Genomic DNA, 23,821 nt, shown 5'->3' with positions numbered 1-23,821 from the left:
GCTTTCTGCTATCTTCTACTATTGATAATCAAACATTAACACAATTAGACTTGTTACTTCTTATACCGTGTCTGCTATATAAATTGACGAAAAGAAAAACCACCAAAAATGGTCCCCAAGAATTAAAATATAGAAACTGACCAAAAAATGAATCATAAGTGGCACGAGGTGCTTTAAATATCGCATCTATTATAAACAATCCAACCGCCATCAGCCATATATTACCTTTTCGCATTGAGTTTTTCAAAAGTCTGCATAATAAAATACCATATAGCATATTACCCAAAAAGACTCCTATGTAACCAAAATCAACATATAATTCCTCAATATAGCAAGAACCGTATCCCATTCCATCCAAGTAAATATTGGAGTTTGCATTATATGAAACAAAATCTGCCAGATATGTTCCTGTTGTTGCTGTCTCCGGTGATTGTCTTCCAAATGCAAATGACATATCTAAATTCAAGAGTTTGTCAATCCAACTGTCTTGTAGCCATCTCAAGGTATTATACAATGAATAATAAGCATCCGGATTAAGTCTCAGTTCAAATAGTTCTGTATATTTTATAACATTAATTGAGGTTCCCTGGCGAACAAAAAAACCGAATAAAGGTGAGTATTGTGATGCAGTCCCCACATAATTTTCTGATCGTATATATTCAAACAAATACATCAATATCAACAAAAATGGTACTACAATACAAATCCTGATGATATTCTTTTTACTGATCCAAGGTTTTGCCTCCGGATGAATAACATTCCGCAACATCATATAAGCAAAAATTACTAGTAAGCCAGTCATAAAATAAATACGTCTCCCTGTCCCCAACGACAAAAGTAGATAGATAGAGTACATAATTATTGGAATTTTTGCTTCTTTCTTTTTCGGCATTGTAGCCAAATATATGAACAATGCTGCTGGAGCCATATATCCTATTTCCCTCATAACCGCAGGTATTCTGCTCGAATATGACAAATAGTAATTAATATATCCATACTGTACTACATAAAGAACAATATCTAACAGAATTAGAATCCACAGAAAATACGTTGCATAAAAATAGTATTTACTTATTTTCCTCACGTTTTTGTAATAACCACTATCATAATCAATAAGATTTACAGTTTTTTTCTTTTTCGTCTTCGTCTTATCAACAAGTATATACCCTAATAGTAATCCAACTAAGCTTATCAATAAAACAAAATCTGTATGTATCTCAATCTTTTCTGGAAAATCATAACCATACACATGCATAATTTTATTAAGAACCTGACCACCTAATAAAAAGGTAAAGAAACAAACCAGAAACGAAAACAAGAAAATATTATTGTAAAAATCTCTTAAGGCATATTTCATCCCTAAGCAGAAAATGATACATGGAAGGATAATTAGTAATGAATAGCTTTCTGTAAGCAGAATATAACTTCCGCACACACCAAAGGCTACCCCAAAATACAATATATAATTAAAAGTTTTCTTATCTATTTTAAACATTTAGAATTCTCCTGTTATCTCAAACAACCGCTTATTTCATTTCTCTATTATATTTCAACAGAAATCTCCAATACACAGCGACATACATACCCATTCGCATTAAAAAATAATAAGCCCGGAATTTTCTGACACCTTCCGATATTCTCATCCGGCATATAACTGATTTAAGATCATCATCACTGACAATTTCATATACTTCTTTTCTGAATACATCCTTATTATTACATCTTGCCGAATTATTAAGTGCTATCAGGGAACGCTGAATAAGCATCACATCCAGCCTCTTCGTTATGTCTTCGTCTTTTGGAAGCCTATCCCTCAACCCAAAGTATATTTCTTTCACAGAATTCCAATATTTAGGCACATATCTATGAGTTATGGAGCTATCTATCTCCATATAATGATAAAGCGGTTTGTCCGTAAGCAAAAACAAACGATTTATGCGAAAATGAAGTTGAACAAAAAAATAATAATCCTCACTTCGTATCATTCCTGCGGCATATCGTATTTCAGGCTTATCTAATGAAGTTTTCAAAACCATCCTTATCCAAGAGTAAGGCGGGATTCTGGTATTAGAGACATCACTTATTAATTCTTTTGCTATTTTTCTTGACTCATCTCCTACATATAATCCAGGAGCATAAGAGAATTCGTGTTTTTTGATCGTTTCTGAAAACTCCTGATAATACCCGCAAATAACCATTTCTGCATGATTATCTTCCGCAACACTAATCATCTTTTCAATCATATTACTCTCAACATAATCGTCAGCATCTACAAAAGACAAGTATTTGCCTCTCGCACGATTTATTCCGGTGTTACGTGCCGTTGCCGGCCCTGAGTTATTCTGATTGATTAATAGCACCTCCGAAAATCTATTTGCATATGACTCACATATCTTCTGACTATTATCAGAAGATCCATCATTTATAAGCAGTATTTCGATATCCCTGTATGTTTGCCCCACCAAACTATCAAGGCATTTACAAAGTGTTTTCTCAGCGTTATATACAGGAACAATAATCGATACTTTTGGCATTCCTATCTATTTTATAGTTTGACATTTTCTTACGCATGCATTCGTTGTATTTTATTTACAATTCCACCATTGCAATTCTCGGTTCAACACAACAGCATGGGCGCATACACACCACACGAACACCACTGGCTCTTTGCGGACCGACTTTCATAAAAGTAGCAAGTACAGTAGTATTGCCACCTAATCCCAAAGGCCCTACACCAACCGCATTTACTCTAGCTGTTATTTCTTTCTCCATGTCGTTCTGTTTGTCATAGGTCCCATCAACCAAAGCCTGAAGCATCATTGACGAAGCCTCATAATGAGAGCGACCGACACCTACAGCCAAAGTACATGGGGTGCATCCGAGCATAGTTGTTCCTTCCGTTGCCCATGATATAATCTCATCCAATACTGTTTGCACATTATGCTTATGAAAAACACGATAAGTTTTTCCTCTGATAGCAGGACCACCACCAAACATTAAAATATGAAGTTTTATTACATTATCTTCAATATTTCGAATCAAAATTGGTGCTGCTTCCAAAGCGGCAGGATCCTCATCCAGCCCCAATGACTGATCAATTCTGTGGCTATCATCACCTTTCACTGCCATAGGGCGTCCTGGTAATGTTCTTAATCCTTGCCTTATTCCTTCTTTTATAGATTCCAGCATATTGCCAGTCACTACCCTATCAGGTCCTACTTCTAATATCAGATGCGGTATGCCCGTATCGTCACAAAGAGGGCTTCTATTCTTTTTTGCAACCAATGCATTCTCCCAAATAGCTTTCATCGCCCACTTTGCCTGTTCATTAGTTTCGCTCTGGATTGCTTTCTCATATGCTCTTATTTTATCCGGAAGGAAAGTCGAACCGGAACTAACCAATGTTTCGCATACTCTATTTACAATTCTTTTATCATACCTCATGCCTTGTCCTCCTCAATAAATACTTTCATTATGTGCAGCGCCAATGATCGCTGGATAATCTTTTACCTCCAACTCATAAAATGCCTCCATTCCTAACTCTGGGAAAGCAACCAGTCTTTGCGAGAGCATGTTCTCCCCAAGCAATGCCGTGACTGGGGGGATCACTGCAAAAACGGAATTATATTCATCAAGTGCAGTAATCGTATTTTTCCCAATTACTCCTTTTCCCAAATGCATTTTCACTCCTGCTTTAGAAAGCAAGGGAAAACTTTCCTCTATCTCCAACTTATTGCTGGAAGTTGGCCCAACTCCTGCCGGACTAACAGCTGTATGAAAAATAACACTCCCCCGCAAATCAATATCGTATTCACCTAAAGTTTCATTTTCTATCAACTTGCAAATTTTCGGGAGTACAGCATCACGTCCACAGTATATCTTACCTGTTATCAGAACCATATCTCCAACATGCAAATCACTAGCCATTTCTTCTGAAATTGGTGTCGTTATTGTCTTCATTGCTTCTCCTTCGTTTATGAGAACAGCTTAATATAGCTATTTTCGTTATCGATCACCCCATAAGCTCGGGATTTCATATACACCTTGGTCGCCCAGTTTGTATGAGGTTTTACTTCATTCATTTTATTACCACTTTCACCTTTAAAAACACCTCCTTTGTCACTATTAAGAATATTCATCGCATCTTGATATTCTTCCTTTGTCACAGCCTGCATCGCATTAACATATTTAATGTGAGATGGATGAATGACAGTTCTTCCTACAAAACCATTCGCCTTGTCTAAAACGACCTCTCTCAACAATCCGTCAATTTCGGTATTTACAATAGGAATCCTTTTTAACAGACAGTCTTCAATATCATAATTGGGAAGTTGTTCGAACATCATTTGTTTACTCACACGAAAATATTCCCATACAGGACCAGAGATCACATAGTCATTATTTCTTCCAAATACATTAATAATATCAGATAAAATTTCCCTGACTGTCAATACATCGTAAATAGAATAATCTACTCCTCTACGTACTCCAAAGCAAGAAGAAAAATCAGTAGCACCAACTCGTACTTGCAAAACTATATCCTTATAATTATCCAGTATTTCTCTGATGCCAATCAATTCCGTCATTCTCGTCTCTCTAAATGCGACTTCAGAGTCTTCTATAATCGGCATTCCATAGATGATATCCCCTAACCTCTCATTTAGTTGCTTCAAATAAAACATATATACGTTTCCGTTATGAGCATTGAATTTCGGGAAATTAATACCTGTTAAAGCCTTCACATGGTGTTTTGTGAGCTGCCCTGCAAATCGAATAAACTGCTCCTGATTTCTGACACGACAGAAAATAAGTGGTAAATTATCATAAGTAAGTTTTCCATTATCAAGAGCTGTAGAAAGTACATCCAGTACATGAATTACATTTCTTTCCGCTTCTTCTACCTGGCTCTCTGGGCATGCATCCTCAAAACAAAATACCATGGAAGTTAAGCCCGGTATTTCATTATCCAATATTTTTTGAGAAAAATCTTTTGTCCCCGGCATATACATGGTCGCTCCAAGACAATATTGGAGTATTTCCTTATACGAATACTTGTTAAACTCTTCCGGTTTTACAATAAACTCAAAATTCGGATTATATTTATGGTGTCTCATTTCTTCTTTGCTTTTATTTATATTTCTTTTATCGAATGCTTCCTTTCGGTGACAAAAGTGCTTCAGGATAGTATTCGTCAATTATTCTCTTAACTAATGCAACCTGTTTCGCACGCTTCCTTGCATCATCCTGTGTACTATCCCAACTATGTGTTTGCGCAACCGATCCACCGGTCTTAAGATAAATCGGAGCTGCAATACGAATCATCTCCGGAACTTCATAATGGCGTATGAAGCCTCCTGTCGACTTTGGATTTTCCGTATGAATATCAATAGGACAATCTACTGCCTGACGCATTGCAGACAGCATTTGTAACTGAATATCACGAACCGGATTTATAGAGTTTGCACCAATCTTCTCCAAAACCTTAGCAGAACATGGATTACCGTGACCGGCATGTGCTGAAACTTTAAAATGACATTCCTCCGGAATTTCTCCTGCTTTACGCATTTCATTAAGCAGCCACAAACACCCCTCATCATAAATAAGGAAAGAACGACAACCCAAACGGGCTGCACGTTTCACATCTTCTACAGCGCGTACAATCTGCTCCTGACCACGAAGACGATACCCCATACGGACTCCTTCAGGAGTATTGACAGACGCACTAGTATCGGTAGTTGCACGAGGACCAATAGCCAAAATCAAGTCTGTACTCCATTGGTGTGCCAACTCTACCATTCTAACAATCTCATCATCAGTCAAACGCATGATACCTTGTGTCTGTGTTACGCGATGCAGACAGATTCCATAGTCATCCATTGCTTCAAGCAACGCTTGCATAACTTTAGGTCCCTGGATACCAGGCACTTCAAAACGGTATTGACCTCCATCTTCAAATCTCTTTATGGATGTCGGCAAATTGTAAGCATCACCTTCCGGCAAACCTATTGATTTCAAAAAGGCCCTTGTTTGTTCCATACTATTATTCACTTTCATATCCTCCCTGACCTTTCAGTCTTTCTTATTTAATTCTTTTATTAAGTTATCAATGGCTTCTCTATGCGAAAAATCAAGTGGTGGAAGTTTCCCCCTCATCCCTTTATGAATCCGCACATCAATGAATGCTGCAAAAGGCTCTTTAGCCAATATTTCAATAGCTTGAGTCAGTTCCTCCCGAGTCGTTACGGAATGCCCTATAGTCTTGTATCCACAAGATTCCGCTATTTTTGTAAAGTCAATCAAATGTCCCGCTGAAGGTTGTCCACCTACAGACTCGTGCGCTCCATTATTCAATATAATATGCAGATAGTTCGGTACATTATACTTATGCAACATTGTCATAGCTCCCAAATGCATCATTGCGGCAGCATCTCCGTCAAGGCAGACCACCTTCCTTTGAGGTTTTGCCAAAGCAATACCAAAAGCTACTGACGAAGCATGCCCCATAGAACCAATATTCAAAAAATCTGTTTTTTTACTCTCATTTCTTTTTTCTCGCAAAAAGAATAATTCCCGTGTTGCACGCCCTGTTGTTGCACTATAAATCGTATCAGCAGGCATATGATCAAGTACTACCTCTATTGCCTCTTCACGACTCATAGGATATGTTTGATCTTTGTTATTCATTTTTTCTCCTGCCATCACTCCTTTAGGAGCAATTAATGCATAAGGCTTCCGATTGCTCCTTGCCAGCAAAACAGCCTGTTTTAAAATGCCTGTCACTTTATCATTGTCATCCGGTAAGATATCATACGGAATATGCATCAAATCCAATAATCCGGGGGTAATCTCTCCCTGAAGTTCATGTTGTGCCCAATCTCCAGTGCCCGGTTGCCCCCTCCAACCTACCAACAGAATCATAGGAATCGCATAAACCTGTTTATCAGCAAGTGAAACAAGAGGATTTATAGTATTGCCCAATCCGGAGTTCTGCATATAAACAAGGGGAATCTCCTGAGTAGCAAGAAAATGACCGGCAGCTATGGCAATTGCATTTCCTTCATTAGCCGCTATAACATTCTTTTCCTGTGATATATTCCTTAACAAATAGTCACAAAATCCATTCAAATAGGAATCTGGTACTCCGGTGAAGAATTCCACACCTTCCAACTGCAGTGTATGCAAAAAGATTTCTTGATTAATCATATTCTTAAACTTCTTTTGTGTTTTTACTTTTTGGGTACATAATATGTAAAATATTCCGGTGCATCCATTTTACTTATTTCCCATGCATCATTAATAATCTCGACTATCTCATCCGGCAAAGAACCTTTTTCCACCGTTGCCATATTCTGCTCCAATTGAACTAATCTCGACGCACCTATAATAATTCCATCTCCACGCTCTACTTTTAGCATTGAATGGTATGCCAACCATCGATAAACCGCTTCTACAATATTCATATTATGTTCAGCACAAACTTCTTTTATGCGATCGATCGCTTCAAAGAACGAATCTTTCCAATAACGTTTTTGATAATTTGGCCGATTTATAAATCTACCAGCTTTTATTGTTTTGTCTTGACTGGAATATTTATTTGTCAACATTCCTCCAGCTAAAGGATTATAAGCATAAAAGCGCATACCGTAATTATTTAATGCTCTATCCAATTCCCGCTCTGCATGCCTACTTAACGGATTATAAAGTCCCTCATATACTTTGGGCAACATCCAACCATGAGATTTACAAATATGCCAAACTTCGGCTACCAGCCATGCGGGAAAATTACTCAGTCCCAGTTCCAAAAATTTCCCTTCTTCATAAAGCTGTGCACAACCCTCCAATACAGATTTCACAGGTGTTGCCGGATCTGGAAAATGTAGATATAAGGTATCTACATAGTTTACTTTAAGCCTTTGCAATGATTCATTCAACTGTGATATTACTGCCTCCTTATCCAATCGTCCGGTAATCCTTGGGTTTGCTTTTGTTGCAACTTTATACGTATCTCTATCCAATTCTTTCAAAGCTGTCCCCAACAAACGCTCACACTCTCCTTCATTATATACGTAGGCTGTATCCAATTCCTTATAACCGTGATTCAGATAACTCTGAACCATACATTTTACATCCTCACCAAATACTTGTTCCCCGAAAGTCATTGTTCCGAGGATTAGTTTTATATTTTCTTTCATTGATTTTGCTCCTTCCTTGTTATTTTATTTTGGTTAAAAATGATAATATCGGAGTAAAACGATCATCATCATTAATACATCGACACTTTTCTACAAATAGTCTTGCCTGTTCTGCTTCAACAATTCCTTGCGAGCATGCCTGCATTTTCATTTGTATATCATCCCAATTAAGTGAATTGATCCCTTCACCTTTTGGGATGAGTATAGTTTTCTCAAAAATTCTTCCATTACAAAGAATTACTTTCACTCTAGCTCCTCGAATTCCTTTCTCTCTATTCTCCATTGAATCATCAATTATCAACTCTATCTTTTTCGATAAATTATCTATTATGGTATGATCTTGGTTTCCTGTATCAAGATCCTCCAAGGAAAAGTTGCCTTTACTAAAGGCAGTTGCCACTGCATAATGAATCGAAAACTTGGCTTCCTCTTGTGATTGTGGGTTGCTAATTGTCCCTGCTGACTTAATCGCACTCGGATACACGAAAACATAGACTTTTTCTATATCATATAAGAGGTAATTACTTTCATAAATTTGTTTCCTGATCTCTATAGCAGCGTCAATGCAACTATGCGTATGACGACAAGTTGGATATAGTTTTAGATAACTCTCACAAATTGTAAAATCTATACCAAGACCATCCAAAAGAACCGTTTCATTAACTTGATCTGTAAAAGCATGAAACCAGCCTTTTTTACTCTCCAATGGATTCCGAGGAGTTACCAGACCTTTTTCAGCCATCATAGCAGCAATTACACCTGTTCTTGCTGCATTCGCAGGATTCACAGGCTTACAACTTTGCCCACTTTCATCTATAATAATTAACCCACTTGACTGAAATGCAGCTAAAGAAACGCTATTATAAATTCCATTTCTATCCAACCCCATTAGTTTGGCACAGGCTGCTCCACTAGCTATCGCACCCGCAATTCCTGTTGAATGAAAACCCTTACTATAAAGCCCTGGTTGTGCAGCCCCAGCTACCCTGTTGAAAAAATCATACCCGATATTAATTGCAACAATAACATCCTTCCAAGTCACATCCAACTTTTCACTTAATGCAAAGACAGAAGACATTATGTGTGTTCCTATGTGTCCTCCAGATTTTCGATTACCATCATCCATATCCGCACCATGCGCATAAACTGCATTCATAAAAGCTGCATTACTTATTGGATATTTCTTTTCTTCAAACAATATGGATGCTTGCTCAGTACCTCCTTCTTCTTTCAGAACAGCCATTACCACTGAGTTAAACTTTCCATTAACCCGATACCCCGCCAGACTCGCCGCATAATAATCTGCAATGAACATTTTAGTTTGCTCAATAACACTATGAGACAGATCCCTATATTCGATTTCCGCAGCAAAATCCACTAATGCTTTTGTATAGTTCTCCATAATCTTCTATACCTTACAGAATATTGATTTTCTGATAAAGCTTCATATCTTCCCCATCTACTCCTCTAAGTTGAATGGTATTATATATTGTAACTATTACTTCATTCAGTTCTTTTCTACTTCTAGCTTCTATTTGAAATCTTGCAAATACCTGTTGCAAAGTACCTACCATTCTCACTTCATCACCAATGTTAAGTAATTGCAATGATTTAAAAACTTCCGGCATCTGCATGACAGTGTCCATACCATATATTTCTGAAATGATGCCAGCCTTTGCCAAAACAGAATAATTCGCTATGTATCTACCGTCCATATCCACATTTATCTTCTCAAGAGGGTTCTCTTCACCCAAGTACATCTGCCCTACAAGAGCTGCATTTATCATAAACTCTAAAGGATTAACACCAAAAACATATTCTGTTATAAAGTACGATAATCCACCAGAAAACCTAATACCCGGATCATAGGGACGAATAACATCTCCATCCACAAATGCCTGAATGAACATCGTTCCATTATAGAAGTTAAACTCATTAAAGATTTCAACCATTTTTGAATGCATAGTATCCAAATACAGTTTTGTATATTTCGATGGATATACGGTACAATTAGCAATTGCACCTACGTTTTTCTGTTCTCGATTAACATACCGATCATTTACTTCCCAAAGATATATACTACCACGATCAAATAAATATTTAATAGTGATCTCGGGGCAGTCCATATACTTCTCACACAAAAAGCGTTTTGTCCTGGAAAACGATTCTGCTTTCTGCATAGCCTGTTTCACTTCTTCGCTAGAATTACAGATTGAAATACCTTTTGATCCGCAACTATCGGCAGGCTTCAAAACTACAGGATAGGCATTCATTGGAATTAGTACTGTATCACAGCTATCTGCCAATTCATATGTCTCCACTACTGAAATGCCATGTTTTATACAGTTCTTCTTGAAATTTCTCTTATCCTGTAACTCTGTCCATTGTTCTCTATTTACATAGAACTGAAGTCCGATGTTCTCTGCAACATCAATTACACAAGTAATGATATCCTCATTACCTATAACTAATATACCATCAACTTTTTGCTCTACCGCAATCTTTTTCAGACATTCCCTATCAGAAATGTCAACCACATACTGTTCATCTGTTAAAGCTATCATTTCATCAGAAATCACTTTTCCAGCCGTCAGCAATTTGATTCCATTTGCTTTTGTATAACTTGCAATATCAGTTACTGATGCACTACCTCCAATATACAAAAGACGTTTTCCTCTCAAATTCATGATAATACTCCTTTTTATATCATATTCTCAAATCAAATAATCAAAACTCTTAAATAGTAATGACTATTTGTTTTATTGCATTCTCACAACAGATAACAGCATCGTCTACAGTACTTGCCTGAGTAATCACATACCCCATACGATCAATGCTACTGCCAATTTCCCCAACCTTATCTCCTAATGTTTTAACAAGTGTTATTTGTTTAACACCATCAATTTTTTCTGCAATATCAATACCCGAAATACCTTTAATAATACCATATTTCTCCTTTAAATAGCGTATCGCGGCTCCTTTTTCAAACTCCGGCACAATATTAGGTTTTTCTCCCAACGCTATTTGTATTGTTGCTTTTACCATATCAATCCCCGTAGATAGTGGAACAAGGTGAGTGGTAATGCAATCTCCTCCCATTCTAGCCCCCAGTTCAATCATTCTCGGCCCTTTGGAAGTCAACATAATTTCAACATGAGCAGGTCCCCTATCAATACCAACAGCCTTCACCGCTCTTATAGCCAAATCCTTAATTACCTCCACATTTTCATCGCCTAAACGACTCGGCTGGCTGTGTCCCATCTCCACAAAATGAGGTGCTCCCGTTGTCAGTTTATCCGTAACCTGCAACACATGGACATCACCATCAATAACCATGATCTCAACACTTACTTCATCACCTTGCAGATACTCCTCAATAATTACTTCTCCATTCCGTCCATTTGATGAACTATATCGAACTGCGTTCTCTAATTCTTTACTGCTTTCAACCAACATGACTCCCCTACTACCTGCATTATCTACGGGTTTACTGATACAAGGATATGTGATCTTTTGAATTACCGTACCCAATTCTTCCGGCGTTTGAAGTATATAATACCATGGATGCTCCACGCCTGAAGATTCAAACGCTTTTATCATCTCTCCTTTATCAGTTGCCTTAACTGCAGTATCATAAGTAATTCCTACAAGGCCCAATTTTTGTGTAGCGTAAGCAACAGCCCGCATCGGCATATCAGTAGCAAGTGTCATGATGCCATCAGCCTTAAACTCTTTCGCTACTTGGTAAACACCAAATTCGTCTATCGTACTTACATTGAAATATTCGTCAGCATAAGAAATCCCCATTGCTTCCGGATTAAAATCTGCTACACCCACATATAACCCTAACTCTTTGGCTTTTAAAATAGCTGGTAATTGAAGAATAGACGCTCCAATAATTAATAATCTTTTCATCTATAAGTCTCCTCCCTTAGCATTACCTCCAATCATAGTTTTTTCTTTGGAAACATAAATATTTTCATGCTTCAACACCGATAAAGCTGTTTTTAATATTATTCTAAAATCCAGCAGAAACGAAACATGATCTACATAATGTAAATCATAAATAAACTTATCTTTCTGTGAGATAGAATTTCTATAATAAGCTTGTGCATAACCTGTAATACCAGGTCTCACATCATATCGCTTCTTTCTCTCCATCTCAACTTCATCAAATGATTTTGATGCCAAAGTAGGTCTCGGACCTACAAAGCTCATATCTCCTATCAAAACGTTTAGCAGTTGCGGAATCTCATCTATAGAGGTCTTTCTCATAAACTTACCAACTTTTGTTACTCTTGGATCATTATCACCATTGAACGTCGATCCATCCTGATTCCTTATATCAGGCGAGTTGACATACATAGAACGGAATTTAAACATTTTAAAGGCTTTTCCACCAATACCTCTTCTCAATCCACGATAGAATATCGGACCAGGATCGGAGATATAAATAATAGGAGTCATGACAATGATTAAAAGCAAAACAAATGGTAAGATTATTAATGCGAGAATAAAATCCAAGCACCGCTTTATATATTTCTTGTACAAAACATTTTTCATTGTTCTAAACATTTTCCCACACATTCTATCACATAGTCCACATCCTCATCTGATAAGCAAGTATGTAAGGGTAATGTTACCACATTTTTAAACTGTTCATAAGCCATTGGATAATCTTCTATTCTAAACCCAAGTTTCTGATATCCAGTATGCATAGGGAGAGGTTTATAATGAACATTTGTAGCCACACCAAGCTCCGCCATGTTTTCTATAAACTTATCTCTTTGTTCCGCTCCACATCCATCTAATTTCACAATGTACAAGTGTCCTGAAGATGTATAGCTATCTGTATAATGTGTCACTGCAGAAAGAGGAAGATCAGCGAAAGCCGTATTATAACGATTAATTATTTCTTTCCGGCGAGTTAAAATCTGATTATATCTTCTCATCTGTCCTAAACCTATTCCCGCACATACATCCGTCATATTACACTTATACCATGGTCCTAAGATATCATATTCCCATACTCCTAATTTTGTTTTTGCCAACGCATCTTTACTTTGACCATGCAGACTCAACAGCATATATTTATGATATAACTCATTATTATCAATATTACAAATATCCCTCCAAACTACAGCTCCTCCTTCTGCAGTTGTAAGATTCTTAACTGCATGAAAAGAAAAATTAGTAAAATCCGCAATCGACCCTATAGGACGTTTTTTATAAAAAGCACCAAAAGAATGGGCTGCATCGGCCATAACTATCACTCTTCCTATAGCCTGTTGAATGCTATTATCACTTGGATTAAATAATCCTTTCTTCCGCTCTACAATATCAAAAATCCTATCATAATCACATGGAATTCCAAATAAATCTACAGGAATTATAACTTTAGTTCTCTCAGTAATTACAGCTTCCAATCTTTCATAATCCATTGTAAATTTTCCCGGTTCACAATCAACCATTACAAGAGTCGCTCCAACGTGTTCTATAACACTGGCAGAAGCTGTATATGTGTAAGCCGGAACTATCACTTCATCCCCTGCCCCCACACCTAATATTCGTAAAGTCATCTCAGCACATGCTGTATTTGAATTTAAACAAACAGCCTTTGATGTATGACAACATTCTGCAACCATTCGTTCCAATTCTTTAGTCTTAGGTCCTGTTGTAATCCAACCAGACTTCAATGCGTCAACTACTTCGTTAATTTCTACCTCCGTAATATCAGGAGGACTAAATAAAATATTTCTCATACTATTTCTTTTTCTTAATCTCTGCTTCGAAACCATAACCATATCCATACCCATAACCATATCTATAACCATATTTCTTGCCATAGCCGTAACCATATTTTTTACCATAGCCATATCCATAAGTATTTTTGCGCTTGTTCAGGTCAATTCCATTGATCACTATCGCCAGTTTATCAAACTTCTTTTCATCACGCAAAACATTGATATAAGAGAAACCAGCTTTTGAGGTTACATCTGCTCGACAAACATAGACACACATATCTGCTACTCTACCGATAATTGCCGTATCAGTCACCATACCAATCGGTGCAGTATCTAATAGTATATAATCATAACGTGCTTTTAATAAATCAATAGCTTTCTCCAATGCATCACGAGCCACTAGTTCTGTCGGGTTTGGAGGGATTGATCCACCAGGAAGAATGTCCAAATTCGGGCTAATGCCAGAACTTCTTACCAAATTAAAAAGATTAATACCTTCCGGATCCATTAAATAATTAGAGATACCCTCTGACTTTTTAGATAGGTCGAACACTTTATTCAAACCTGGTTTCCGGATATCCATACCTACCACAACAACCTTTTTTCCCAGATAGGCCAAACTGACTGCAAGATTACCTGTCACAAAAGATTTCCCCTCACCTGGTTGTGTAGAGGAAAATAAAATCACTTTTTGATCCTTATTCAGCATAAAGAGCAGATTAGTACGTAGTCCCCGAAAAGTTTCTTCCATAATATCATTCTTATTCTCACGTACCACAATAGCTCCTTTTCCTGAATGCACGTCACTTAATGGTAGCTCACCCAGAATGGACACATCTGTTAGTAGCTCCACATCACCCCGGTTTTCTATTTTATATTTCAACAACTCTACAACGAAGATTATAACGACAGGAATAAACAAACCGATTACCAAAGCTGCTAGAAAAAAGAATAACTTTCTCGGAGCAACCGGATCTTTAGCAGCTAATGGTTCCTCAATAATTCGACCGTTATTAGCCGTAGAAGCGAGAGTTATCGCATTTTCCTCCCGTTTCTGTAATAACATAATATACAGTGTCGCTTTAATCTCTTGTTGCCGGGAGATTGTCATAAACTCTTTCTCCTGTTTTGGAACATTACTGATCCGGCTCTCAAATTTGCTTGCTTGTCGTTCAATATCCGTTTGTGTAATCTGTAAGCCACGTAAGACACTGTTCACAGTTGTCTGAACATTACGTCGCATTGCCTCAATCCCCGTATTCATATTAATTACCGCTGGATTACTATCTGACGAAGTCCGCAACAGCCGCTTTCGTTCGATGATCATTGTATTGTATTGCTCAATTACCCGCGTTAGATTCGGATCCTGTAAACCTACGTTTGCAGGAATTACCTCATCTTGATTTGCAGGATCATTAATATAAGTACGCAAGAATTGCACCAGACGAATCTGAGTAGCGCTCTCCGTGCTCTGTTGCTCATATTTTGAACTCTCTTGTAAAGCCAAGCGAGCATCACTCGTCAAATCCGTTAAACCAGATCGCTGTTTGAAATCTGCCAGTTCACTTTCTGCACTACCTAATTCATGATTAATGATGCCTATCCGCTCTTCAATAAATTCTGCCGTCTTTTGCGCCACTTCATTTTTTTCATCATTAGCATCTTGATTATAGATAGCTACTAGACAATTAATGAAATCCACACCTCGTTCTTTCACCGTATTTTTAACACTAATCTTTGCGATAGTTGTTGTTTGAGACGATGCCGTTACACTCAGGTCCTTCATATAAGTCTCAGTGGTTTCAGTAGGTGTGTTAATTGTTGCAATCAAATTGACCTCATTATTCTTCATATATAAAGAATCCCCTTGTGTAAAACTTAACACGCCCACTGGAGTCGGGAATACAGCTGGTAATTGATCAAAAGATTGCTCTACCTCTTGTTTCTCATCATTCAATGCATATTCAACCTTAGCTGATAGCTTACCGGATTTCGTGTAAGTGATATCTAGTTTTATCGATTCTTTCAGATTTTCTGCTTCCTCAGGAGTCATATAAACCCTCACCGGAGTATTTTGATAAAGTGGAATCGCATAGCCGAACGGACGTTTTTCTGATGTTCGGATGTATAGTCCTAAATCATTCACTACTTTCTTTATTAATGAACGAGATTTTAATATCTCTACTTCATTATTAAAATTGTTCGTCATAGAAAACATACCTAAATCTTGGATGGCGGCTAATGGATTAGCTACAGATCCACCACGTTTGTCTTCTTCTTTAATCAGTACCGAACTGGTGATTTTATATACTGGCGTTTGATAACGTAGAAACAGGTAAGTTACTATACAACATACTAATACGCCAGTAACAAACCAACGCCAATAAAAAAAGTATTTAAAAAAAAGTGCTATTAAATCAATCTCCTGTTCCGCTTCAATGTTGTCGGTAGAAATATTTCTTTCGTCTGTCATTTGTCTAGCTATCTAATTATTTAAGGATGTTCACTAACAAACTTGCTATAGAAACAAGAATGGACGTGGCACTAACCCACAAAGTCGTACTATTACCTATATCTGAATTCTTCGCTTTCGTTTTGTTCGGAGTTACATATATAATATCGTTTTGTTTCAAGTAATAAAATGGAGATGTAACGATACTAGCATCATTTAAGCTTAAATTAATGATACTACGCTTGCCATTGATATCTTCACGTATCAACTTCACATCGTCACGTACACCGTAAATTGTCATGTCACCTGCCATCGCCAAAGCTTCCAATACATTGACTTTCTCATTGCTGATTGTAAAACTACCCGGACGGGCAACCTCACCCAATACAGATATTTTATAGTTCGCCATGCGTACCGTCACTATCGGATCCTCTTTTAAATATGGCTTTAATTTTTCCCGAATAAGAGCCTCTGCCTCGTCTTTTGTCAGTCCTCCTACTTTCAATGTTCCGAGTACTGGAAAATCAATCTCACCAGCATTATTTACCAAGTATTGCTGTAATGATGGCTGAGTAGTAGTATTAATATTAGTCAATGCTGCATTCAATGGGGTTTGCACAGTTAAATTGAATGGAGTAGCAGCTTGAGGGTCTGTCGTATTAATAGTGATACTCAACAAATCCTTCGGCATGATCTTTGCGTCATACAGAGGAAAAAACTCACTAGAATTATTCACAACCTCCGGATTCTGAAAATAAGGAACATTTTTATAGGAGGTACAACCAGCTATTGACAAAGCCAGTGCCAGCAGTAATAGATTCTTTTTAAACTTCATATATATATCTTAATTTATTATCTAAAAAAACGAGAGAAAAAGCTTTTAGATCTTGCCGGTTTATATTCAGACTCATATTTTTTCATCAAATCCTCAAAAGACATTTTTTGGTTTATCATCTCATAAATTGTCCCCCAGTCTGGAAGCCCCCCTAGATTACGGTCATCTATGAAAATATCCGCCTTTAACTTGCGAGAAAAATGGTTATTCTTACCCTTCTCCTCTTCCGGATAATCACGGTTCACGGCGTAGAACTCTAAGCCACGCTCACGACAGAAAGCCAAAGCTTCCTCTAACAAATGTCCCTCACGAACTGTCCACAAAATCAGTTTATGGCGTTCATCTCTTATCTTCTTTAATGTCTCGATGGCAAATGGAAGCTCTTTCCCAATCATCGGATATTTATGCTCGACAATTGTACCATCGAAGTCTACCGCTATGATCACGATTCTTATTTTTTATTATTTACACCTTTTCTTTATCTAATTTCTCAAATTGAGAATTCTGACTTTTAAACTCTGGTACAAATGTCTTCATCTCCCTAACCATCGGAAGGATTTGTACATGAAGTGACATTTCGCCCAAAGTTTGAATATGTTCGACAACATCTTTATATACATACTCACGAACTGATGCTACACGAATCTTTTCATGTGAAGTCTCCTTTGTATTTTCCTTGCAGTTTAAGAGTTCCTCATACAATTTCTCTCCGGGACGGAGACCAGTATATTTTATTTCGATATCCTTATCAACTTGCAGACCAGACAATTCTATCATACGCTTAGCCAAATCTGCAATCTTTACAGGCTGTCCCATATCGAAGACAAAGATCTCTCCACCTTGACCAATCGTACCAGCTTCCAGCACTAACCAGCAAGCTTCCGGAATCGTCATGAAATAACGAATAATATCTTTATGCGTAACAGTGACAGGACCTCCATTCGCGATCTGCTCACGAAAACGGGGAATCACTGAACCATTACTACCCAACACATTACCAAAACGAGTTGTAATGAATTTCGTTTCACCCTTAACCTCTCCCTTTTCAATCGCCATGTTCAAACTTTGGACGTAAATCTCTGCCAGGCGCTTACTACAACCCATAATATTCGTTGGATTGACAGCCTTATCTGTACTGATCATCACAAACTTCTCAACGCCGTAATTCACTGCTGCATCTGCTATCACGCGAGTACCAAATACATTCGTACGTACCGCCTCACAAGGATTCTCTTCCATTAGCGGAACATGTTTGTAAGCAGCTGCATGAAATACGACCTGCGGGCGCCAATTGCGGAACACATAGTCAACACGATCTAAATTACGAACATCACCTATTACCGGAACAAAATTCAAGTCACTGAACTTCCTCTCCAGTTCCAGACGAAGATTATGCATGGGAGTTTCAGCGGAATCCAAACAAACCAGTTGACGAATCGGGAAATGTGCCAACTGGCGACATATCTCACTACCTATACTTCCAGCAGCTCCTGTTACCAAAATAGTCTTTCCCATCAGCAAATTTCCAATCTTATCCAAATTGACCTTGTTTTCCTCTCTTCCCAACAAGTCTTCAATACGAATCTCACGTATGGAATGTTTTACCTCACCACCATGTACCTCCTCCATATCCGGAACAACCAGAATCCTCAATGAACCTTGCTCACAATAACGAACTAAACGATCACGTTCACGTTGTACGGCTTTTATGTTCGGAAAAAGAACACCATCCAAATTATTTCTCGGGATTAAGCGCAATAAATCATCCATCTCAGCTATTTGATAAACCGGTAGTTCTGCTATCCGAAGATTCCTCTTAGAATTCCCAAATGTCAGGAAACCGACAACACTATAATTTTGCATAAACACATGCCGATTGGGTGATGTAGCAATCATCACACTCTCTTCACCCGTATCAAAGACAAGAACGCGTTCCTGTTTTTTACCTAACTGAGACAAGACACTATTATATACATTAATAACGAAAACGCGTAAAGCCACCAACATGACAATTGTCAACGTACAATCCGCAATTCCACCTACCAAATAAACCGAGAGGCTGAAATCTGTTCGTAATGCAACAAGTATCAAATACATCAAGATAGATTTAAGAATACCAACACCACCAATTCGCCACAACCCACGCAATGTCGAATGCCGAATGACTCCATGATAAACCTTGAAAACCAAAAACGAAAGTACGCTTGCCACAAACGAGCTACATCCCACTTTCAAAACATCCATTCCTCCCACATGCACATGTAAAATGGAAAATAGACCTAACACTCCTATTAAGGATACACACAAGGATACAAAGAGATCCGAGCAGAATATAATCCAGCGGTTGATATACTGCAAATTAACTAAGCGACCAAACGCCAAACGCCAGCGATAATAACGTAAATTCATCTTTTTTTCTTGTAACTACTCAATAGCATAACATTGAGTTATCTTCTTGATTAATAAATAAATTAGTTTAGTAAATACCCTTTGTATGTTATTCTAATAAAAACATACTTGGCATAAAAGAATGGTAGAAAAAGAGTATATGTGCCAAATCGAAGAACTTCGCGCACGATTATTGATTTGAATAGTAGAAACATTGCCAAAAAAGATTAAGCGAATACCAGAATATAGTAAATAGAAATATGCTATTAAGCCTGTGTGTATCATTATTTATTTTGAAAATTTCAACTGAATTCATATAACCCTTAACTCATTATAAACTGAAAGCAACTGTTCTTTCAAACTTGAAGAAGACAAATTTCTCAGAACAATTCGAGTACGAGTCAAAACATTACGTTTCTTCTCTTCATCATTTGGATTGGCATTAATAGAAACACTATATCCACGCAAAAGAGCCAAACATAAAGCAAATTCTTGTTCTATTGTTATACCTCGGTAGGGATACAAGTCATTGATTAGTTCATTAATTTCATTATTGAACAGGAAAAGATCATCAGCATATATATATCTTCTATTCTGACCCATACGGAGTAATGTGCAAGCTATACTCTGAAGTTTATCTATTTTTTCCTCTAAACACAAAACCTCCATTGTCAATTAGTTTTTCTCACCAAGACGTTCAACATAGCCAACAGGCATATCAACACAAGCACACCCCAACTTATCCAAACGAACAGCGACTTTGCTTTTCCCATCTAATGTGACTAGTTCGCCAATCAATCCAGTTAAAGGTCCTTTAACTACTCTGACCCTCTCACCACGAGCCAAAGGAGAGCAGTTCATAGAAATTGCCTCTTCTGAATAGTCAAGCATAAAACGAAAACGTGCCATTTGTTCGTCAGGAATTACAGCAGGCTTTCCCTCACCACGTAAGACCATATAACGACTTACCGTAGAAATGGTCAAAGCTGCCATTCGTTCTTTCTGATCAGCATGAATAAATACCATCATTGGTAAAAGAACAGCCTCAACTAATTTACGACGATCACTCCATTGATGAATCTCCTGTTGAACCGGAACAAAAGTTTCAATTCCCATTTTCCCCAAAAGTTCGGCTACTTTTTTTTCGTGATGTATGCGAACATGAGCCACATACCAGCGTTTTAAGCACGCTACGCCCTCCCCTGTCCCATTTTTGGTCCCGAGGATGGCTGATTTCTCTTTTGTTAGAATCATGTTTTTTTACCCCATATATTTCCGTTACTTCTTAGGTAACGGAAAAACATACATTAAATCAAAAATAATCAAGAAAGCAGAAAAACATCTACAAATATGCCGTAGGAGGAGTTTATGCCCTAAAAGAAGATATATATTATAATAAGAAATAGGCATATAAGGGCAGTACATGAAAATAAGTATTTTTTCATGTCCAGATACACTTTTGCCTTATATTTCGGATAAAACTAAAAAAAGTGGGATTTTATTTGTTTATTACCTGTGTTTTTGTCTATCTTTGCGCCAAATTTAAATCCGTTACCTAAGAAGTAACTTACATACTTTAATACTGATTATTAATATTTTGCACATTTACGCCCGTCCTGCAACCCAGTCCTTCACGTAAGATAAATTCTTTCGATTCACTTCTGTGCGTTCTTGCAGGCCGAAACCTTTCAGATAAATCTGAGTAGTCTTGATCGACTTATGCCCCAACGATTCGCTGATCATTTCAATAGGAACACCACGATACTTGGCGGTAGTAGCCCAGGAATGACGGATGGTATAGGAAGTGACGGGAGAAGTCAGCCGAAGAGCTTTTGCCAGTCCTTTCAGACGATTGTTAAACCTGCGGAGAGCAGACTGATATTCCCGATACGCACTTTCATCCTCCCTCTTCTTGTCACCAAGAAGGATGTTGAACAGATAGTCTGGGCAATTCGGGCGGGAAGGCCGGCAGTTGCGAAGCTGGCTGATCATATCCTGTGCAGTATCCAGTATTTCTACACTCATCGGAGTTTTCGTCTTGACACGGTTATACCGGAGGATATTCTGTTCCAGTGACGATTTCTCCAAATGGGCAAGGTCAGCGAAAGACATTCCGCAGAATTGGAACATCAAGGCAGCGATAGCCTGCGTACGACGCAAACGTTCCGACTTGGGATCTTCATAGAGAAGACGGTGAAGTTCGCCGACAGGCAACGCTTTCTTCTGACAAATATCCACTCCCGTATAAACATCATGAAACAGACGATGCACATACGGAGCCTTGCCCGACTCTACTCCTCTATTATAGATACTGCGAAGCATACGCATATACGTTGATACCGTATTCGGCTTCAGACCGTAGCTATAAAGGTACTGCCCGTAGCAACGCAAACGCTCACGGGTGACTTGCCTGAATGACACACTGACAGTACCACAAAACCGGGTGAAAGAAAAAACAGCATTCTTATAAACATGGGCCGTAGAATGACGCCCTTCTTTTTGTAAACGACCGATGTACGACTCCGCACAGCGGCTAAATCCATTTTTATTCATATATATCCACTAGTAAATTTACACAATGATAAGACGAAAAAAACGATTTAGCAACCAATTGTTTTAACTATCGCAAAAACTACTTAAAACCAAGCGCAGACAGCCAAATGAGCAACAGACTATAAAAAGGAAAACCGAATAAGAAAAAATTCTCGTCTTTGCCATATCCCATATACTCTCCTGAAATCTAATTTCACAACATTACGATATAAAGTGAAATGCAAAAGAATCCTTCCATTAAAAAGAGAACTAAATTGGATTTATTACAAAATTGGATAATATTCATTAAAAACACCACTTTTACCCTATATAGCACCGAAATAGAACACACTTTTTAAAACTTTCCTCGAAACCTGTTGTTGTTATAATCCCAAATGAAACCTACGTAGAATGAATCATAAAGGAGAAATTTATCAACATTTATTTTTTAAAAGACATGAATATTAAACAGCTATTATTAGCAGGGATCACAAGTATAGCATTATTTTCCTGCAGTGACAAAGAAGAGTTTTCGAGTTCACAGGACGAAATAAAATCTCTTTCAGTATCAATAAGCGGAATTAAGTCGAGAGCGTCCTCTCCATCGGACATCATCACATCTGACGTAAAAGACGTGAGCAGTGTATTAATCAATCTGACCGACGCCAGTGGAAAGATCATCACTTCCAAGACAGTCACCAAAGATGAAGTACTCAACTCTGACTGGAACAAGCTTACCGACCCCACCAAAGGATTGAAATTTATCAATACACCTCAATCTGTATCTAAAGTGTACATTTACGGAAATCCGGGCAATGCCGTAAACAATAATGTGATCAATACCAAACTGGCAAACCAGCAAGGCAGCGCAGTAATGTATTACGGTATGGACGATGATCTGAAACCAATCGTTAATGAGCCGATAGAGCCGACTCCAACAGCAGGAAAAACTTATACTGCCGAAGTAACCATAGCTCCTATCGTAGCACGTATGCAGATTACAAAAATCTCTTTCAAAAACGCAGGAAACTTCGAATTTACCCGTTCCATTGACGGAGTAAACAAGAAAGCAACTGTTTCATGGACAGGATTTACGGGTAATGTAAAAGGGCTTTATATGAACAACTTCTATAATACCTTCAACCAACCGGGAACATTGCAGGACCTGTTACTTAACTCTACATTCGAGAACCATATCCAAAATGGTATGTGGATATTTGATACCACTCCTAGTGTAGACGCAGCTGCATTTGCCAGCTATATTCTCTATAACAGCGCTGACAATGCATACGGTAACCTGCCGCTGGACTTAGCCGGCAAGTGTTATGCATTCAACTTCTTCCCGGGCACTGCCATACCGCAACTGCATCTGGATCTTGCTGACTTGAATATAACTGGACTGGCATCCACCGACCTCGAAGTATTTAACCCCGAACTGGCCAACAACGCCCGTTTTGCCAACCTGGTGAAGTACTACAAAGAAATCAATACGGAAATGACTGCCGCCGACTTCAAACCCGGTACGCTGTATAACATGGAAATCGAGTTAGTCCCCATGCTGGACAACGACCTCGGAAATGTGCAATATAATGTATTGGTACATGTCACCATCGCTCCATGGAATGAAGAAACAATCACTCCAGGATTCGATCTGGAACAGTAAACCTCTGCATCCTTA

21 protein-coding genes are annotated in these 23,821 nt (G+C 38.0%); 1 reads left to right on the top strand and 20 read right to left on the bottom strand.

Features of this window, described 5'->3' with window-relative positions; genetic code table 11:
- Nucleotides 1-28: 28 nt before the first annotated feature.
- The 20 genes from ACHLI0_RS01200 to ACHLI0_RS01105 all read right to left on the bottom strand — a co-directional run bounded on the left by ACHLI0_RS01200 (nt 29) and on the right by ACHLI0_RS01105 (nt 22,164).
- Entirely contained in the window at nt 29-1,495 is a 1,467-nt protein-coding gene (locus ACHLI0_RS01200; RefSeq protein WP_490748272.1) for an O-antigen polysaccharide polymerase Wzy family protein, read from the bottom strand.
- A 31-nt stretch (nt 1,496-1,526) separates the two neighbouring features.
- Entirely contained in the window at nt 1,527-2,534 is a 1,008-nt protein-coding gene (locus ACHLI0_RS01195) for a glycosyltransferase family 2 protein (RefSeq protein WP_490748271.1), read from the bottom strand.
- A 55-nt stretch (nt 2,535-2,589) separates the two neighbouring features.
- Nucleotides 2,590-3,444 carry a fumarate hydratase gene (locus tag ACHLI0_RS01190; protein ID WP_321673534.1) on the bottom strand — a complete coding sequence of 285 codons (855 nt, stop codon included), beginning with the start codon at nt 3,442-3,444 and terminating at the stop codon, nt 2,590-2,592.
- 12 nt (nt 3,445-3,456) lie between these two features.
- Nucleotides 3,457-3,960, bottom strand: a complete 504-nt coding sequence (locus tag ACHLI0_RS01185; RefSeq protein ID WP_178069587.1) for a fumarate hydratase C-terminal domain-containing protein — start codon at nt 3,958-3,960, stop codon at nt 3,457-3,459.
- Nucleotides 3,961-3,974: 14 nt separating this feature from the next.
- Nucleotides 3,975-5,114, bottom strand: a complete 1,140-nt coding sequence (locus tag ACHLI0_RS01180) for an HpcH/HpaI aldolase/citrate lyase family protein (RefSeq protein ID WP_490748270.1) — start codon at nt 5,112-5,114, stop codon at nt 3,975-3,977.
- A 28-nt stretch (nt 5,115-5,142) separates the two neighbouring features.
- Entirely contained in the window at nt 5,143-6,036 is an 894-nt protein-coding gene (locus ACHLI0_RS01175) for a peptidase (protein ID WP_178069599.1), read from the bottom strand.
- 33 nt (nt 6,037-6,069) lie between these two features.
- The gene (aepY, locus tag ACHLI0_RS01170) at nt 6,070-7,203 is read right to left on the bottom strand and encodes a phosphonopyruvate decarboxylase (RefSeq protein WP_490748269.1); all 1,134 of its coding nucleotides are present in this window, start codon (nt 7,201-7,203) and stop codon (nt 6,070-6,072) included.
- Between the two features lie 23 nt (nt 7,204-7,226).
- Nucleotides 7,227-8,192, bottom strand: a complete 966-nt coding sequence (locus ACHLI0_RS01165) for an aldo/keto reductase family protein (RefSeq protein ID WP_490748268.1) — start codon at nt 8,190-8,192, stop codon at nt 7,227-7,229.
- A 19-nt stretch (nt 8,193-8,211) separates the two neighbouring features.
- Nucleotides 8,212-9,594 carry an MmgE/PrpD family protein gene (locus ACHLI0_RS01160; RefSeq protein WP_490748267.1) on the bottom strand — a complete coding sequence of 461 codons (1,383 nt, stop codon included), beginning with the start codon at nt 9,592-9,594 and terminating at the stop codon, nt 8,212-8,214.
- A 13-nt stretch (nt 9,595-9,607) separates the two neighbouring features.
- A complete protein-coding gene (locus ACHLI0_RS01155) occupies nt 9,608-10,879 on the bottom strand; it encodes an ATP-grasp domain-containing protein (RefSeq protein WP_178069592.1) in 1,272 nt (423 codons plus the stop codon).
- Between the two features lie 49 nt (nt 10,880-10,928).
- Nucleotides 10,929-12,107: an ATP-grasp domain-containing protein gene (locus ACHLI0_RS01150; RefSeq protein WP_178069593.1), complete on the bottom strand. Its 1,179-nt coding sequence runs from the start codon at nt 12,105-12,107 to the stop codon at nt 10,929-10,931.
- Entirely contained in the window at nt 12,108-12,743 is a 636-nt protein-coding gene (locus ACHLI0_RS01145; RefSeq protein ID WP_178069600.1) for a sugar transferase, read from the bottom strand. It abuts the gene before it with no gap.
- 8 nt (nt 12,744-12,751) lie between these two features.
- Complete coding sequence (locus tag ACHLI0_RS01140) at nt 12,752-13,954, bottom strand: DegT/DnrJ/EryC1/StrS family aminotransferase (protein WP_178069601.1); 1,203 nt, start codon at nt 13,952-13,954, stop codon at nt 12,752-12,754.
- Nucleotide 13,955: 1 nt separating this feature from the next.
- Nucleotides 13,956-16,409 (bottom strand): GumC family protein, encoded by a 2,454-nt coding sequence (locus ACHLI0_RS01135; protein WP_178069594.1) that lies wholly within the window; start codon nt 16,407-16,409, stop codon nt 13,956-13,958.
- Nucleotides 16,410-16,425: 16 nt separating this feature from the next.
- Nucleotides 16,426-17,223 (bottom strand): polysaccharide biosynthesis/export family protein, encoded by a 798-nt coding sequence (locus tag ACHLI0_RS01130; protein WP_178069595.1) that lies wholly within the window; start codon nt 17,221-17,223, stop codon nt 16,426-16,428.
- 17 nt (nt 17,224-17,240) lie between these two features.
- The gene (locus ACHLI0_RS01125; RefSeq protein ID WP_178069596.1) at nt 17,241-17,669 is read right to left on the bottom strand and encodes a BT0820 family HAD-type phosphatase; all 429 of its coding nucleotides are present in this window, start codon (nt 17,667-17,669) and stop codon (nt 17,241-17,243) included.
- Nucleotides 17,670-17,688: 19 nt separating this feature from the next.
- Complete coding sequence (locus ACHLI0_RS01120) at nt 17,689-19,632, bottom strand: polysaccharide biosynthesis protein (protein WP_413555184.1); 1,944 nt, start codon at nt 19,630-19,632, stop codon at nt 17,689-17,691.
- Between the two features lie 291 nt (nt 19,633-19,923).
- Entirely contained in the window at nt 19,924-20,280 is a 357-nt protein-coding gene (locus ACHLI0_RS01115) for a UpxZ family transcription anti-terminator antagonist (protein WP_490748266.1), read from the bottom strand.
- A 6-nt stretch (nt 20,281-20,286) separates the two neighbouring features.
- Nucleotides 20,287-20,865 (bottom strand): UpxY family transcription antiterminator, encoded by a 579-nt coding sequence (locus ACHLI0_RS01110; protein WP_413555185.1) that lies wholly within the window; start codon nt 20,863-20,865, stop codon nt 20,287-20,289.
- Between the two features lie 351 nt (nt 20,866-21,216).
- Nucleotides 21,217-22,164 (bottom strand): tyrosine-type DNA invertase cluster 3b, encoded by a 948-nt coding sequence (locus ACHLI0_RS01105; RefSeq protein WP_490748265.1) that lies wholly within the window; start codon nt 22,162-22,164, stop codon nt 21,217-21,219.
- A gap of 436 nt (nt 22,165-22,600) precedes the next feature.
- On the opposite strand from ACHLI0_RS01105, the gene ACHLI0_RS01100 reads away from it, so the two are divergent.
- Nucleotides 22,601-23,806 (top strand): hypothetical protein, encoded by a 1,206-nt coding sequence (locus ACHLI0_RS01100; protein ID WP_490748264.1) that lies wholly within the window; start codon nt 22,601-22,603, stop codon nt 23,804-23,806.
- The last annotated feature ends 15 nt before the right edge of the window (nt 23,807-23,821 follow it).

This window comes from Bacteroides sp. RCH18 (assembly GCF_058231005.1).
Note: the sequence above shows the minus strand (reverse complement) of the source record. Positions and strands in the feature narration are given on the sequence as shown.

Bases quoted from the DNA above. Each gene is read 5' to 3' on its own strand.
- ACHLI0_RS01200 (WP_490748272.1), bottom strand. From the start codon at position 1,495: ATGTTTAAAATAGATAAGAAAACTTTTAATTATATATTGTATTTTGGG.
- ACHLI0_RS01195 (WP_490748271.1), bottom strand. From the start codon at position 2,534: ATGCCAAAAGTATCGATTATTGTTCCTGTATATAACGCTGAGAAAACA.
- ACHLI0_RS01190 (WP_321673534.1), bottom strand. From the start codon at position 3,444: ATGAGGTATGATAAAAGAATTGTAAATAGAGTATGCGAAACATTGGTT.
- ACHLI0_RS01185 (WP_178069587.1), bottom strand. From the start codon at position 3,960: ATGAAGACAATAACGACACCAATTTCAGAAGAAATGGCTAGTGATTTG.
- ACHLI0_RS01180 (WP_490748270.1), bottom strand. From the start codon at position 5,114: ATGAGACACCATAAATATAATCCGAATTTTGAGTTTATTGTAAAACCG.
- ACHLI0_RS01175 (WP_178069599.1), bottom strand. From the start codon at position 6,036: ATGGAACAAACAAGGGCCTTTTTGAAATCAATAGGTTTGCCGGAAGGT.
- aepY (WP_490748269.1), bottom strand. From the start codon at position 7,203: ATGATTAATCAAGAAATCTTTTTGCATACACTGCAGTTGGAAGGTGTG.
- ACHLI0_RS01165 (WP_490748268.1), bottom strand. From the start codon at position 8,192: ATGAAAGAAAATATAAAACTAATCCTCGGAACAATGACTTTCGGGGAA.
- ACHLI0_RS01160 (WP_490748267.1), bottom strand. From the start codon at position 9,594: ATGGAGAACTATACAAAAGCATTAGTGGATTTTGCTGCGGAAATCGAA.
- ACHLI0_RS01155 (WP_178069592.1), bottom strand. From the start codon at position 10,879: ATGAATTTGAGAGGAAAACGTCTTTTGTATATTGGAGGTAGTGCATCA.
- ACHLI0_RS01150 (WP_178069593.1), bottom strand. From the start codon at position 12,107: ATGAAAAGATTATTAATTATTGGAGCGTCTATTCTTCAATTACCAGCT.
- ACHLI0_RS01140 (WP_178069601.1), bottom strand. From the start codon at position 13,954: ATGAGAAATATTTTATTTAGTCCTCCTGATATTACGGAGGTAGAAATT.
- ACHLI0_RS01135 (WP_178069594.1), bottom strand. From the start codon at position 16,409: ATGACAGACGAAAGAAATATTTCTACCGACAACATTGAAGCGGAACAG.
- ACHLI0_RS01130 (WP_178069595.1), bottom strand. From the start codon at position 17,223: ATGAAGTTTAAAAAGAATCTATTACTGCTGGCACTGGCTTTGTCAATA.
- ACHLI0_RS01120 (WP_413555184.1), bottom strand. From the start codon at position 19,632: ATGAATTTACGTTATTATCGCTGGCGTTTGGCGTTTGGTCGCTTAGTT.
- ACHLI0_RS01115 (WP_490748266.1), bottom strand. From the start codon at position 20,280: ATGGAGGTTTTGTGTTTAGAGGAAAAAATAGATAAACTTCAGAGTATA.
- ACHLI0_RS01110 (WP_413555185.1), bottom strand. From the start codon at position 20,865: ATGATTCTAACAAAAGAGAAATCAGCCATCCTCGGGACCAAAAATGGG.
- ACHLI0_RS01105 (WP_490748265.1), bottom strand. From the start codon at position 22,164: ATGAATAAAAATGGATTTAGCCGCTGTGCGGAGTCGTACATCGGTCGT.
- ACHLI0_RS01100 (WP_490748264.1), top strand. From the start codon at position 22,601: ATGAATATTAAACAGCTATTATTAGCAGGGATCACAAGTATAGCATTA.